This window comes from Streptomyces sp. NBC_00019 (assembly GCF_045041015.1).
Taxonomy (GTDB): domain Bacteria; phylum Actinomycetota; class Actinomycetes; order Streptomycetales; family Streptomycetaceae; genus Streptomyces.
This window is the reverse complement of record NZ_CP108302.1, coordinates 9,282,477-9,295,086: the sequence shown is the minus strand read 5'-3', so window position 1 is coordinate 9,295,086 and position 12,610 is coordinate 9,282,477. Positions and strand designations below refer to the sequence as shown.

Annotated in this window: 17 protein-coding genes and 1 pseudogene; 8 read left to right on the top strand and 10 right to left on the bottom strand. The window is 71.0% G+C overall.

The genetic code is table 11. The annotated features are described in order from the left end of the window. Positions 1-32 precede the first annotated feature (32 nt). Positions 33-1,001 (bottom strand): aldo/keto reductase, encoded by a 969-nt coding sequence (locus OHU89_RS43145; protein ID WP_405654902.1) that lies wholly within the window; start codon positions 999-1,001, stop codon positions 33-35. 132 nt (positions 1,002-1,133) lie between these two features. Between OHU89_RS43145 and OHU89_RS43140 the strand changes: the two are divergent. Together OHU89_RS43140 and OHU89_RS43135 are read left to right on the top strand one after the other, a co-directional pair. Beyond that, positions 1,134-1,253, top strand: a pseudogene (locus tag OHU89_RS43140) (alpha/beta fold hydrolase); the annotation flags it as partial. 37 nt (positions 1,254-1,290) lie between these two features. After that, complete coding sequence (locus tag OHU89_RS43135) at positions 1,291-1,644, top strand: MBL fold metallo-hydrolase (protein ID WP_405650774.1); 354 nt, start codon at positions 1,291-1,293, stop codon at positions 1,642-1,644. Here the strand turns inward: OHU89_RS43135 and OHU89_RS43130 are convergent. Together OHU89_RS43130 and OHU89_RS43125 are read right to left on the bottom strand one after the other, a co-directional pair. Next, on the bottom strand, positions 1,634-2,149 hold the full coding sequence (locus tag OHU89_RS43130) for a flavoprotein (protein ID WP_405650772.1): 516 nt from the start codon (positions 2,147-2,149) through the stop codon (positions 1,634-1,636). The genes OHU89_RS43135 and OHU89_RS43130 overlap by 11 nt on opposite strands. 9 nt (positions 2,150-2,158) lie before the next feature. After that, positions 2,159-2,617, bottom strand: a complete 459-nt coding sequence (locus OHU89_RS43125; protein WP_405650770.1) for a DUF1348 family protein — start codon at positions 2,615-2,617, stop codon at positions 2,159-2,161. Positions 2,618-2,712: 95 nt separating this feature from the next. Between OHU89_RS43125 and OHU89_RS43120 the strand changes: the two genes are divergently transcribed. After that, positions 2,713-3,270: a TetR/AcrR family transcriptional regulator gene (locus OHU89_RS43120; protein ID WP_405650767.1), complete on the top strand. Its 558-nt coding sequence runs from the start codon at positions 2,713-2,715 to the stop codon at positions 3,268-3,270. Positions 3,271-3,302: 32 nt separating this feature from the next. Here OHU89_RS43120 and OHU89_RS43115 read toward each other — a convergent pair whose 3' ends face one another. Continuing rightward, a complete protein-coding gene (locus tag OHU89_RS43115; protein WP_405650765.1) occupies positions 3,303-3,494 on the bottom strand; it encodes a ferredoxin in 192 nt (63 codons plus the stop codon). A gap of 12 nt (positions 3,495-3,506) precedes the next feature. Next, positions 3,507-4,694, bottom strand: coding sequence for a cytochrome P450 (locus OHU89_RS43110; RefSeq protein ID WP_405650763.1), 1,188 nt, complete (start codon positions 4,692-4,694; stop codon positions 3,507-3,509). 269 nt (positions 4,695-4,963) lie between these two features. Here OHU89_RS43110 and OHU89_RS43105 point away from each other — a divergent pair, with 269 nt between their 5' ends. Continuing rightward, complete coding sequence (locus tag OHU89_RS43105; protein ID WP_405654900.1) at positions 4,964-5,593, top strand: LysE family transporter; 630 nt, start codon at positions 4,964-4,966, stop codon at positions 5,591-5,593. A gap of 3 nt (positions 5,594-5,596) precedes the next feature. On the opposite strand, the gene OHU89_RS43100 is transcribed toward OHU89_RS43105, so the two are convergent. After that, a complete protein-coding gene (locus OHU89_RS43100; protein WP_405650760.1) occupies positions 5,597-6,028 on the bottom strand; it encodes a nuclear transport factor 2 family protein in 432 nt (143 codons plus the stop codon). Between the two features lie 185 nt (positions 6,029-6,213). Here OHU89_RS43100 and OHU89_RS43095 point away from each other — a divergent pair, with 185 nt between their 5' ends. Beyond that, positions 6,214-6,663: a nitroreductase family deazaflavin-dependent oxidoreductase gene (locus tag OHU89_RS43095; protein ID WP_266884684.1), complete on the top strand. Its 450-nt coding sequence runs from the start codon at positions 6,214-6,216 to the stop codon at positions 6,661-6,663. A 77-nt stretch (positions 6,664-6,740) separates the two neighbouring features. On the opposite strand, the gene OHU89_RS43090 is transcribed toward OHU89_RS43095, so the two are convergent. After that, entirely contained in the window at positions 6,741-7,721 is a 981-nt protein-coding gene (locus tag OHU89_RS43090) for a cation diffusion facilitator family transporter (protein WP_405650757.1), read from the bottom strand. 84 nt (positions 7,722-7,805) lie between these two features. Between OHU89_RS43090 and OHU89_RS43085 the strand changes: the two genes are divergently transcribed. After that, positions 7,806-8,789 carry a glutathione S-transferase family protein gene (locus OHU89_RS43085; protein WP_405650755.1) on the top strand — a complete coding sequence of 328 codons (984 nt, stop codon included), beginning with the start codon at positions 7,806-7,808 and terminating at the stop codon, positions 8,787-8,789. Positions 8,790-8,813: 24 nt separating this feature from the next. Further along, positions 8,814-9,116, top strand: coding sequence for a DUF4235 domain-containing protein (locus OHU89_RS43080; RefSeq protein WP_266884690.1), 303 nt, complete (start codon positions 8,814-8,816; stop codon positions 9,114-9,116). A 2-nt stretch (positions 9,117-9,118) separates the two neighbouring features. Here the strand turns inward: OHU89_RS43080 and OHU89_RS43075 are convergent, their stop codons facing one another. The 3 genes from OHU89_RS43075 to OHU89_RS43065 all read right to left on the bottom strand — a co-directional run bounded on the left by OHU89_RS43075 (position 9,119) and on the right by OHU89_RS43065 (position 10,829). Next, on the bottom strand, positions 9,119-9,511 hold the full coding sequence (locus OHU89_RS43075; protein WP_405650752.1) for a VOC family protein: 393 nt from the start codon (positions 9,509-9,511) through the stop codon (positions 9,119-9,121). A 79-nt stretch (positions 9,512-9,590) separates the two neighbouring features. Further along, positions 9,591-10,055, bottom strand: coding sequence for a pyridoxamine 5'-phosphate oxidase family protein (locus OHU89_RS43070; protein WP_266884694.1), 465 nt, complete (start codon positions 10,053-10,055; stop codon positions 9,591-9,593). A gap of 66 nt (positions 10,056-10,121) precedes the next feature. Then, positions 10,122-10,829, bottom strand: coding sequence for a TetR/AcrR family transcriptional regulator (locus tag OHU89_RS43065; protein ID WP_405650750.1), 708 nt, complete (start codon positions 10,827-10,829; stop codon positions 10,122-10,124). Positions 10,830-10,966: 137 nt separating this feature from the next. On the opposite strand from OHU89_RS43065, the gene OHU89_RS43060 reads away from it, so the two are divergent. Next, positions 10,967-12,466: an APC family permease gene (locus OHU89_RS43060; RefSeq protein WP_405650748.1), complete on the top strand. Its 1,500-nt coding sequence runs from the start codon at positions 10,967-10,969 to the stop codon at positions 12,464-12,466. Positions 12,467-12,610 lie beyond the last annotated feature (144 nt).

The following is a 12,610-nucleotide window of genomic DNA, read 5'->3' as shown; positions in this document are numbered from 1 at the left end:
GTCGCGCAGTTCCCCGTGCCCCTGAGGCATGTTCAGTGGCCGGAGATTGGACGTGCCGTGTACGGCTGCTCCAGTTCCTCTATCTCCTTTTCGCTCAGTTCCAGTTCCACCGCCGCCACCGCGTCCTCGATGTGGTGCGGTTTGGCGGCTCCCACGATCGGTGCCGCCACCGTGTTCTGGTGCAGTAGCCAGGAGAGGGCCACCTGGGCGCGGGGGACGCCGCGGTCGGCCGCGATGCGGGTGACCGCCTCGACGATGGTGCGGTCGCTCTCCAGGTAGAGGCGGCCGCCGAAGTTGTCGCCCGCGCTGCGTTCGGTGACGGTGCCCCAGTCGCGGGTCAGCCGGCCGCGGGCGAGGGGGCTCCAGGGCAGTGCGCTCACGCCCTGGTCCGCGCACAGGGGCAGCATCTCGCGCTCCTCCTCGCGGTAGAGGAGGTTGTAGTGGTTCTGCATGGACGCGAACTTGGTCCAGCCGTGCCGCTCGGCCGTGTACTGCATCTTGGAGAACTGCCAGGCGTACATCGAACTCGCCCCGATGTAGCGCACCTTGCCCGCCTTGACCAGGTCGTGGAGGGCCTCCATCGTCTCCTCGACGGGGGTGTGGGGGTCGTAGCGGTGGATCTGGTAGAGGTCGACGTAGTCGGTGCCGAGACGGCTGAGACTGTGGTCGATCTCCGCCATGATCGCCTTCCGGGACAGTCCGGCGCCGTTCGGCCCGGTCCGCATCCGGCCGTTCACCTTGGTCGCCAGGACGATCTCGTCACGGTTCGCGAAGTCCCTCAGCGCCCTGCCGACGATCTCCTCGCTGGTGCCGTCGGAGTACACGTTGGCCGTGTCGAAGAAGTTGATGCCGGCGTCCAGCGCCTGGCGGATCAGCGGCCTCGACGCCTCCTCGTCGAGGGTCCACTCGTGGACGCCTCGGTCGGGCAGGCCGTAGGTCATGCACCCCAGACAGATCCGCGACACGTCCAGGCCGGTCGAACCGAGCTTCACGTACTGCATCGTTGCTGCTCCCGCCTTCCGGATGGTCATGAAGGGGAGCGTACGGCGTGAGGTGCGCGCGGGGCCCAAGGTGTCAACCGTTCCCGGGACACGGCTCGTCCGTAATTGGTTGAATGACGGGACTTCACCAGAACCCTGGCTTCCCACGGGTTCCGTGTCATCGCCCACGACCGGCGCGGGCACGGCCGGTCCACGCAGACGTGGACCGGCAACGAGATGAACACCTACGCCGACGACCTCGCCACCCTGATCGACACCCTCGATCTGCGGGACGTGACCCTGATCGGAGGTGACCGGCTTCGCGCTGAGCTGGCAGGGGCAGGAGCACGGCGCGCTGTGGATCTCGGGCGACACGGTCCTCTACGACGGGGTGCGCGAGGTCGCCCGCCGGGTGGACGTCGGGACCGCCCTGCTGCACCTGGGTGGTGTGCGTTTCCCGGTGACCGGACCGGTCCGCTGCACGATGACCGCGGCCCGGGCGGTGGAGCTGTGCGGCCTGCTGCGCCCCCGCACCGTGCTGCCCGTCCACTACGAGGGCTGGTCGCACTTCCAGGAGGGCCGGCGGACCGCGGAGAAGCTGCTTGCCGAGGGCCCGCAGGTGCACTGGCTGCCCATCGGCACCCCTTGGCAGCTCACCGTCTGAGCAGGTCCAGCGCCTGCTCCCACGGGAACTCGGCCCCCGGCTCCCCCGCGAAGGGCGGACCGAACCGCACCCCCATCCCCCGCAGCCGTATCAGGCTGTCCTGGTAGGCGGGATGGGCGGCCAACGCGTCGGCCACACACGGCAGTACGGCGATGGGGACACCGAGGCCCGACGCCTCGCACAGGGTGCCCACGGCGAGGGTGTCGCCCAGGCCGGCCGCCCATTTGTTGACGGTGTTGAAGGTGGCGGGCGCGACCACCACGGCGTCCGGCGGCGGGAAGGGGCGCGGGTCGGCGGGGCTGCGCCAGGCGGAGCGGATCGGACGGCCGGTCCGGGCCTCGACGGCGGCGGTGTCGAAGAAGCCGTTCATCGCGACGGGCGTGGCGATGACTCCGACCTCCCAGCCCTCTTCCTGGGCAGCGCTGATGAGTTCGCCGACGCCCGCGGCGATCCCGGCGGCGCAGACGACGACGTAGAGGAAGGGTTTTCCGGCCTGTTCGGTCACCCGCCGACCCTACTGAAGCGGGAAGGTCGCACCGCGCTCGGTCTCGGGCCGCGGGCCGAGGACGCGGCGCTCCTTCTCCTCGATCGGTACGTCGTTGATGCTGGCCTCGCGCCGGGTCATCAGCCCGTGCTCGTCGAACTCCCAGAGCTCGTTGCCGTACGCGCGCCACCACTGGCCGTCGGCGTCCCGGCACTCGTACTGGAAGCGGACGGCGATGCGGTTGCCGTCGAAGGCCCACAGGTCCTTGCGCAGTGCGTACTCCTCCTCGCGCGCCCACTTCGCGGTGAGGAACTCGACGATCTCGGCGCGGCCGGTGACGAAGGTGTCGCGGTTGCGCCACACCGAGTCCTCGGAGTACGCGAGCGCCACCTTGTGCGGGTCGCGGGTGTTCCAGGCGTCCTCGGCGGCCTGCACCTTCTGAGCTGCGCTCTCGCGGGTGAAGGGCGGCAGGGGTGGACGGTCGGTCATGTCATCCTCCGTGGCCGGAAAGGGAGAACGTGCGTTCTCCCGCCTGGCTGCTACCGTAGGAGAACGCACGTTCTCACGTCAAGGAGTGACCCGGCATGGACAGCGCGACCGCCCGGGAGCAGGCACTGGACGCCGCCGAGGAGCTGTTCTACGGCCGGGGCATCCAGTCCGTCGGCATGGACGACATCCGCGGCACGTCGGGGGTCTCGCTCAAGCGGCTCTACCAACTCTTCCCCGCGAAGGAGCAGTTGGTGGAGGCGTATCTGGAACGCCGTGACGTGCGGTGGCGTGGGCGGCTCGCGCAGTACGTGGAGAGCGGCGAGGACCCCCGGGGGCGGATCCTCGCCGTCTTCGACTGGCTGGAGCGGTGGTTCGGGGAGGACGGGTTCCGCGGATGCGCGTGGATCAATTCCTACGGCGAACTGGGCGCGACGTCGAGCCGGGTGACGGCCCAGGTGCGGGCGCACAAAGGGGCGTTCCGCGCCTACCTCGCCGCTCTCGTGGCGGACGCCGGGCTCCCGGACGCCCTGGCCGGCCAGCTGTTCCTGCTGGCCGAGGGGGCGATGGTCACGGCCGGCATCACCCGGAGCACCGGGCCGGCCGGGGAAGCCCGGGAGGCGGCCCGGTCACTGATGGACCTCGCCCGGCCGTGACGGTCTCCGCGGGGATCTCCCGTTCCGGGTGATCAGTCGGACGTCGCGATGGCCCCGACCGGGCAGGCCCTGGCCGCCTCGCGCACCATCGGGTCGCCGGCGCCGTCCTCCCGGCCGGGCAGCAGTTCGCTGAAGCCGTCGTCGTCCTGGGTGAAGACGCCCGGGGCGGCCAGGGCGCACTGGCCGGCCCCGATGCAGACGTCCTTGTCGATGTCGATGTGCATGGGCGGAGCCTCTTACCAGGTCACGGGGAGTTCCAGCATCCCCTGGACGGTGTCGCCGGGCTTGAAGGGGATCTCGTCCGCCGGGGCGGCCAGGCGCAGCGTGGGCAGCCGCTCCAGGAGGGTGCGCAGGGCGATCTCCATCTCCGCGCGGGCCAGGTTCTGCCCCAGGCACTGGTGGATGCCGAAGCCGAACCCGACGTGATGGCGGGTGGAACGGTGCCAGTCGAGGCTGTCCGGCGCGGGGTAGACGTTCTCGTCGCGGTTGATGACCGAGGTCGAGAACACCACGCCGTCGCCGGACCGGATCGTCGCCCCGTCCAGTTCGATGTCCTCGACCGCCATCCGCAGCAGTCCGTCCGCGATGGACAGCAGTCGCATCAACTCCTCCACGGCGGTGGGCAGGAGGGTCGGATCGGCCCGCAACTCGGCCAGCCGGTCGGGGTGTTGGAGGAGGGTGTAGGTGCCGAGCGAGATCATGTTCGCGGTGGTCTCGTGTCCGGCGACCAGCAGGACGGTCGCCAGGGCGATCAGTTCCCCGCGGTCCACGGCGCCCTCGTGGACGAGTTCGTCCAGCACACCGTCGCCGGGCTCGCGGTCCCGCCGCTTGCGGTCGATCAGCTCCTCGAAGTACGCGTCCAGCCGGTCGCGCGCGTCCCGGGTGTCGGCGGCCGTCGGTCCGCGCAGCAGGCGGCTCGACTGTCCCTCGAAGAAGTCGTGATCGGCGTACGGGACACCGAGGAGGGCGCAGATCACCGTCGAGGGCACGGGCAGCGCGAAGGCGCTCACCAGCTCGGCCGGCGGCCCCTGTTCGATCATCGCGTCGAGTCGCTCGTCCACGATCCGCTGGATCTGCGGGCGCAGTCCCGCGGCGCGTTTGAGCGTGAAGCTGGGGATCATCCTGCGGCGCTGGGCGTGGTGCTCGGGATCGTCGTAGCCCAGCAGCGCGACCTTCCGGTCCTTGACCGCCGCGAAGCGTTCGGTGGGGGCCGGGAAGTCGGGGTGGGTGCGGTCGGTGGACAGCCTCTGGTCGGCGAGCAGGTCGCGGGCGAGTGCGTGTCCGGTCACCAACCAGGCAGGACGGCCGTCGTAGAGCCGGATCCGGGTCAGTGAGCGGGAGGCGCGCAAGGGGGCGTAGGCGGCGGGCGGGTGGTAGGGGCAGGTCCGGTCCTGGGGGAAGGCGACGGGTTCCGTTTCCGTCATGGAAGACCTCGCAGACGAAGGGTGCCTCGTACTTGTTCTCATTGGATGCCCCGGGCATCTAGTTATGGGACGGCAAGTTCGGCCAGATCCCCTGGATGCGCGATCTGGCCGGGGATCGCCCCCGTAATTCGGTTGTCGCCGGCCCCCGGCCGCCCCCAGAATCCGGCCATGTCCACCTTCGATGTCCTTCTGCCGTTGACCGCCGCCGTTCGTCCGGTGCGGTTCCAGCAGCAGTCCGGCCGACCGTGGGGACCGACGCTTCCCACGTCGTGACCGCCGCGCTCGTCGCGGGGCTGCTCGCGGGATACGGCATCGCCGTGCCCGTCGGCGCGGTCGCGACCTATCTCGTCTCCCTCACCGCCCGTACCTCCCTGCGCACCGGGGTCTGTGCCGCACTCGGCGTCGCGACGGCCGACGGGCTGTACGCCCTGGCGGCCACCGTCGGGGGCTCCGCCCTCGCCGCCGCCCTGCGACCGGCGCTCGGGCCGCTGCGCTGGGCCTCCGCCCTGCTGCTGCTCGCGTTGGCGGGGTGGGGTGCGGTCGTCGCCGTACGCCAGTACCGCGGCCGTCGGCTCACCACGCGCACCGACCCGCCTCCCCCGAGCCCCGCGCGGGCGTATCTGGCGCTGCTCGGGATCACGCTGCTCAACCCGATCACCGTGATCTACTTCGCGGCCCTGGTCCTCGGCACCCGCACCACCGACGCGGTCCTCCCGCTGGAGCAGGGCGTGTTCGTCGTGGCGGCCTTCCTCGCGTCCGCGAGCTGGCAGCTGCTGCTGGCCGGGGGCGGCGCGCTGCTCGGCAGGGTGCTGACCGGCAGACGGGGGCGGCTGGTGACGGCCGTGGTGTCGAGCGGCGTGATCATGGGGCTGGCCGTGCGAATGATGCTGCCGCCGTGACCGTCACGGCGCGAAGGCGCGGGCGACGGCGAGGCTGTCCTCGTAGACGTGGTGGCGGACGATCAGTCCGTCCTCGACGGTCAGGTGCAGGGCGAACCTGGCGCGATAGGGACGCCCCGTCGCCCGGGCGGTCTGCCTGATCTCGCCAAAAACCACCGCGTCGGTGCCGTCGACGAGGATGCGCTCGATCTCGGTGGCCGCCTGATCCGGGAAATGATGGGCGGCCAGTTCACGGTAGTGGGCGGCGGCGTCCGCCCGGCTGGAGCGGGGCCGGATCCACGGGGTGGCGGGGCGGCCGTGCTCGTCCTGCGGCCAGTTCAGCTTCCAGTCGCCCTGGTCGGCGTAGAGCTCGGCGATCCGCTCCGGGTCATCCGCGCCGATGCGCCGCAGCAGTTCCTCGATCACGGCACGGGTCGTCGTGGCGGTGGTGGTCATCGGTGATCCTCTCCTTCGGCCAGGTCTCACTGTGCCCGCGGGGACCGGCCGTGCGCGATTACCTCCGAGGTCATGGAGCCCGATCGAACCCGAGCCTCCGGAACGGATGAATCCTCGGGGCTCAGGTGTTGAATGACGGTGTCAGTCAGCAAGCCGTAGTACACGACGACGATGGGACGGATGACATGCCTCTCGAGGGCGAGTACGAGCCCAGTCCTACCGGGTGGGTGCGCGAGCAGGTGGAGCTGTACGAAGGCTCCGGCGGCACCAAGGGCACCACCCTGCAGAACACGGGAATGCCCGTCATCATTCTGACCACCCTGGGCGCCAGGAGCGGCAAGATCCGCAAGACTCCGCTGATGCGGGTCGAGCACGACGGGCGGTACGCCGCCGTCGCCTCACTGGGCGGGGCACCCAAGCACCCGGTCTGGTACCACAACGTCAAGGCCGTTCCCCGGGTGGAGCTCCAGGACGGGCCGGAGAAGCGGGACATGACCGCCCGCGAGGTCACCGGCGCCGAGAAGGCCGAGTGGTGGGAGCGCGCGGTGGCGGCCTATCCGCCGTACGCCGACTACCAGAAGAACACGGACCGGGAGATCCCGGTCTTCGTGCTCGAACCGGCCGACACGGACTGATCCGGACGTGCGACCCGCCCTCGAATAAAAATCTTGGGCGGGTACGCATGAAGCTCCACCCGCCGGGCACCTGAGCCTCAGGCCCCGCCGCGTTCCCCCGTCGCGGCGGGGCTTTCTCGTGCCTCCCGGGCGGGCCGGTCGGTGATGTCCAGGAAGATCTGGTCCGTCTCGGGGAAGGTGGCGGCGACCGACCGCTTGATACGGACGGCGACCTCCTCGACCCGTTCGCTGTCGAGGCCCGGCATCAGGTCGACCCGGGCGGCCACCAGGCAGGACTCCAGCCCCGTCTGCATCGTGAACAGCGCCTCCACGCTGTCGATCTCGGGCTGCGCGGCCAGCAGCAACCGGATCCGGTCGCTGGTCTCCGGGTCGGCGGCGGCGCCGATCAGCTGGTCGCGTGCGTCGCGGCCCAGCCGGTAGGCGACGAAGACGAGCAGCGCCCCGATCGCCAGCGACGCGGACGCCTCCCACACGACCTCCCCGGTGATCATGTGCAGCGCCATGCCCGCCATGGCGAGAGTGACGCCGAGCACCGCCGTGCCGTCCTCGGCGACCACCGTGCGCAGGGCCGGGTCGCGCAGGCCGTCCCCGGTGCCTCCCTGCCGGTGCATCTGGTACAGGGCCCGCACCAGGGAGGCACCCTCGGCGAGGAAGGCGACGCCGAGCACGATCAGGCCCGCGACGTATCCGCTGAGCTTCTCCTCGGCACCGCCGCGCAGCGCCTCGAAGCCCTGGAAGAAGGAGAAGCAGCCGCCCATGACGAAGATGCCGACGGCGGCGAGCAGCGACCAGAAGTAGCGCTCCTTGCCGTAGCCGAAGGGGTGGCGCTGGTCGGCGGGGCGGCGGCTGCGGCGCAGCGCGGCGAGGAGAAAGACCTCGTTGAGGCTGTCGGCCACGGAGTGGGCCGCCTCCGACAGCAGGGCCGGCGAGTGCGCGATCAGGCCGCCGACCGCCTTGGCGACCGCGATCACCAGGTTGGCGACGAGCGCGACCAGGACGGTGACCCGTGTCCGCCGGTCCGCGTTGGTTTCGGAATTCTCGGTGGATGTCCCGCTCACCTTCGCCGACTGCCCCCGGCGGGGCGGCTCACACGCCGAAATCTGGGAACGCGGTGGGAAGAGTCCCGCAAGGCAGGAGGCAGCATGAGCGGCAACCGCGCGTACGGCAACAAGACGTTCAAGCGGTCCAAGGCCCATTTCACCGACCGCATCACCGCGGACGGCCGCGACGGATGGCCCGTGGAGGCGGGCCGCTACCGGCTGGTCGTCAGCCGGGCGTGTCCGTGGGCGAGCCGGTCCCTTGTGTCGCGGCGGCTGCTCGGCCTGGAGAACGCCTTGTCACTGGCCGTCGCCGACCCGATCCAGGACGACCGCAGCTGGCGCTTCACCCTCGATCCGGACGACCGCGACCCGGTCCTCGGCATCCGCTATCTGAGCGAGGCCTACGACCGGCGCGAGTCCGGCCACCCGGGCGGGGTGAGCGTGCCCGCAATCGTGGACGTGCCGAGCGGGAAACTGGTCACCAACGACTACCAGCAGATCACCCTGGACCTCGCCACCGAGTGGACCGCCCTGCACCGGGACGGCGCCCCGGACCTGTACCCGAGGGCGTTGCGCGACGAGATCGACACCGTGATGGCGGACGTCTACGAGGACGTCAACAACGGTGTGTACCGGGCGGGCTTCGCCACCGAGCAGAAGGAGTACGAGGAGGCGTGCGCGGGCGTCTTCAGGCGCCTGGAGCTGCTGACGCCGCGGCTGGCCCGGCAGCGCTATCTGGTCGGCGACACGATCACCGAGGCGGACATCCGGCTGTTCACCACGCTGGTCCGCTTCGACGCCGTCTACCACGGCCACTTCAAGTGCAACCGCTGGAAACTGACGGAGAACCAGGTGCTGTGGGGTTACGTCCGCGACCTCTACCAGACGCCGGGCTTCGGTGACACGGTCGACTTCGACCACATCAAACGGCACTACTACCAGGTGCACTCCGGTATCAATCCGACCGGCATCGTGCCGCTCGGGCCGGACCCGGAGGGCTGGCTGACCGCGCACCACCGCGAGGAGCTGGGCGGCCGGCCGTTCGGCGACGGGACACCGCCGGACCCGGTGCCGGACGAGCACTGACCGACACGGACACAGGAGACGTACATGGCCAAGAAGAAGAAGTTGAAGCTCCCTCTCTTCTACAAGCCCGTCGGGTTCGCGCTGGGCTGGTCGAGCGGGGCGCTGGCGGGGCTCGCCTTCCAGAAGACATGGAAGGCGATACGGCACGAGGACGACGCTCCCGACGCGCTGGACCGGGATCGCGGCTGGGGGGAGATCCTGCTGGCCGCAGCCGTGCAGGGCGCCATCTTCGCGGTGGTGCGCAGCGCGGTGGACCGCACGGGCGCGAAGGCCATCGAGCGGTCCACCGGGGTCTGGCCGACCGACGACAAGGGCGGCCGGGACTGACGTCAGCCTTGTTTGGGCGCCGTCGGCGGGACACAGCGCAGGGTGAAGGAGTGTCCCGCCGGGTCGGCGTACCCGCGTTCCTCGAACGGGCCGAAGGCCTCCTTCGTCTCCAGGGGCCGCCCGCCGAGCCCGATGACCCTGCGCTCGGCCTCGTCCAGGTCCTCGACGACGAAGTCGAGGTGGGCCTGGAGGGAGTTCTCGGGGCGCGGCCAGCTCGGCGGCGTCGCGTTCATGTCCCGGCGGAACGCCAGCCGGGTGCCCCCGGCGCCCAGGATCTCCACGCGGTTGGCGCTCTCGTGGGTCTCCTCGGCCTCCAGCAGCTCCTTGTAGAACCCGGCGAGCTTCTCCGGTTCGGCGCAGTCGAGCACCACGAGGCCTGCTTTGACCAGTGCCATGTCTCCTCCGAACGGTTCGGGGCGCGGGACGTTCCTGTCCCGCCGCCCTCCACCTCCCGGATATCCCGAACCGCCCGGTTCAGTCTGCGACCAGCCACTCCCCGTCCCGCATCAGCTCGCGCCCGGCGAGCTCGTTGGCCTCGCGCCAGGCCTGCACCCTGGTCGGCCGGACCCGGAAGTACAGGTAGGGCGTGGCGAGTTCACGCGGCTCGAAGCCGGTGGCGGCCGCGAAGCGGTCGGCTTCCTCCTCGCCCAGCTCGGCGGGGGTGAACGTCTCGACCGTGCCCTCGATCATCACGACGTCCCGGGTCGGCCCGAGGCCGAGGCGGGTCCTGCCGGTCGCCTTCAGGTTCCGGCCGGTGGGACTGGTGGCCGGGGTGGCCAGGAGCAGTGTCGAGCCGTCCCAGCGGAAGGACAGCGGCACGAGGAACGGCACTCCCCCGTCGGCGTTCGCGGTGGCGACCCACACGTCCTCGTCGTGCTCCAGGCGGTTCAGGGTGTCCTGCTTGCGCTGCTTGGCGGGGCGTGCGGGCGGGTTGGTCATCGGTGAACGCTCTCCTGTCGGGGCGGTGTTGACGGATGTACTCAGTGTGGCGTCAGGGGCCTCGCGCTAGTTGCCGATCTCCGCAAGTCGGGCCGCCGCCGCGCTCAGCAGCATGTCCAGGGCGGCCGGGTAGGAGCTGCGCGGCATGTCGGTCACGAGGTGGCGGGCGGTCGCGGCGATGTGCGGGTGGGTGTCGGGGGGCAGCTTGGCGTACGTCGTGCGCCACACGGTCACTTCCGCGTCCCGGGCCGGCTTCGGCAGCGCGGTGCTCGCCGAGTCGAGGGCGGCGAAGGCGAGGGCCTGGTCGACGAAGGCGTGGTAGATCCGCACCGCGTCGGCGTCGGGGAAGCCCGCGTCGCGGAGCACGCCGAGGATGGTCTCGACGGCCTGGATCTCGTGACCGCGGCCGGTGACCCGGTGCGAGCTGAGCACCGCCGCGCGGGGGTGGGCGAGCGCGCCGGCATGCATGCGCAGGCCGAGGTCGCGCAGGTCGGCGCGCCAGTCGCCGGTGGGGCGCCAGATGCGCAGGGTCCGGCCGATGAGCTCGTCGGCGACGGCGAGCATCAGGTCGTCGGTGTGCCGGAAGTAGCGGTACAGCGAGCTGGGGTCGGCGCCGAGGGCGTGGCCCAGGCGGCGCACCGAGAGGGCGTCGGCGCCGTGCTCCTCGATCAGCCTGAGGGCCGTCTCGACGATCAGCTCCTCGGACAGGACGACGCCCTGTTTGGTGGGGCGCCTGCGCCGCCGGGCTGCGGGCGGGACGACGCGGTCGCTCATGGGTGCCTCCGTGGGCCGTGGTCGCCGGCTCGTGACCGCACCTTATGACAACACCGTTGACCTGTTAAGCCCCGGGACAGTTTCATGTCGGCTCACCGGGGCCTGCCAGGCCCCCCGGTGCGAGCGGAGAACCGGCCATGCCCGACCACGCCCCCTCCACAGGGCCCACCCTGCGCAAGTCCCTCGGCGTCCTCGACGGCGTCGCCATCGCCGCCTCCAGCACGGCCGCGACCACCAGCATCGGCATCGGGCTCGGCGTCACGGCCGGGGTCGTCGGACTGCACCTGCCGGCGATCATGCTGCTGGCGTTCCTGCCGGTCCTCGGCATCGCCGGCGCCTACTCCCGGCTCAACCGCGTCGAGCCCAACGCGGGCAACGGCTATGTGTGGGTGGGCCGTTCGCTCAGCCCCTGGCTCGGCTTCATGGTCGGCTGGGTCAACATCGTGGCGACGGTGGCCTTCCTCGCCTACACCACGGCCGTCACCGGCTCGGCCCTGATCCAGCTGGCGGGCGACGCCGGACTGCACCGGCTGGGCGGCCTCGCCCTGGACCCGGGGTCGACGGCACAGACGACCGCGCTGGGCGTGTTCGTCCTGGTCGCGGTCACGCTGACCGCCGTCACGGGGGTGCGGACCGCGGCCCGGCTGCAGGGCGGACTGCTGGTCTTCGAGTACGTCGTCCTGCTGGGCTTCTGCGGATACGGCATCGTCACCGGCCCGCACCCCTTCAGCCTGAGCTGGTTCGACCCGTTCGCGATCCCGTCGGCGACGGCGCTGGCGCAGGGCATGCTGCTGTCGGTGTTCTGCTACTGGGGCTTCGAGAGCGCGTTCAGCGTGTCGGAGGAGGTGCGCGACCCACGGGACGCCTCCCGCGCCGGCCTCACCACCCTGGTGACCATGCTGTTCTTGTTCCTGCTCGGTTCGGTCGCCTTCCAACGTGTGCTGTCCGAGCAGGAGTTGGCGGGTCACGGCGCCGAGGGGCTGGCGTACTTCGGCGACCGGCTCGCCTCGCAGCCGCTGGCCGCGCTGCCCCTGGTGGCGCTCATGTTCTCGGCGGTGGCCTCGCTTCAGGCCGGTGTGATCCCGACGGCCCGGGGGATGTTCGCGATGAGCCGGGACCGAACGCTCGGCCCGGTGTGGTCCAAGGTCAGCTCCCGCTACGGGACTCCGGCCACCGGGACCGTGCTGATTGGCGCCCTGGCGGCGGGGGTCGCGGCCCTCGCCCTGGTCATCCCACGGCTCGCGGACATGATCATGGCGACGGTGAGCGCGGTCGGCATCGTGGTCGCCCTGTCGTACGCCCTGACGGCCCTCGCGGCGGCGGTGCGTTTCCGGTCGCTGCTGCGCGAGGACTGGAAGCAGGGCGTCCGGGCCGTGGTGCTGCCCACCCTGAGCGCGCTGGTCCTGCTCGGCCTCGGTGGCTATCTCGGCTGGTCCTTCTACACCTCCACCGATCACTTCGAACTCAGCGCGGACAACGGCTGGTTCCTGCTCAGCACTCCCCTGGCGATGATCGCGTCGGGCTTCGTGGCCGCCGCGTGGGCCAGGTGGGTGCGGCGCTCGCCGTACTTCCGTACGGGCTCAGGTACGGATGCGGATGCGCCGCAGCTGCTCAGCACTTCGCTGGAGGCGCGGTGACTCGTCTGCGGGCCGGTGGGGGCTTGTCGCGCCCACGCGGCGGAGCCGCATACCGATACAGCCCCGCGCCCCTGAAAGGGCGCTGCCGTACCGGCATCGGACTCCGCCCGGTCCCCTCAGCCACGACCGACTGACCTCACAGGA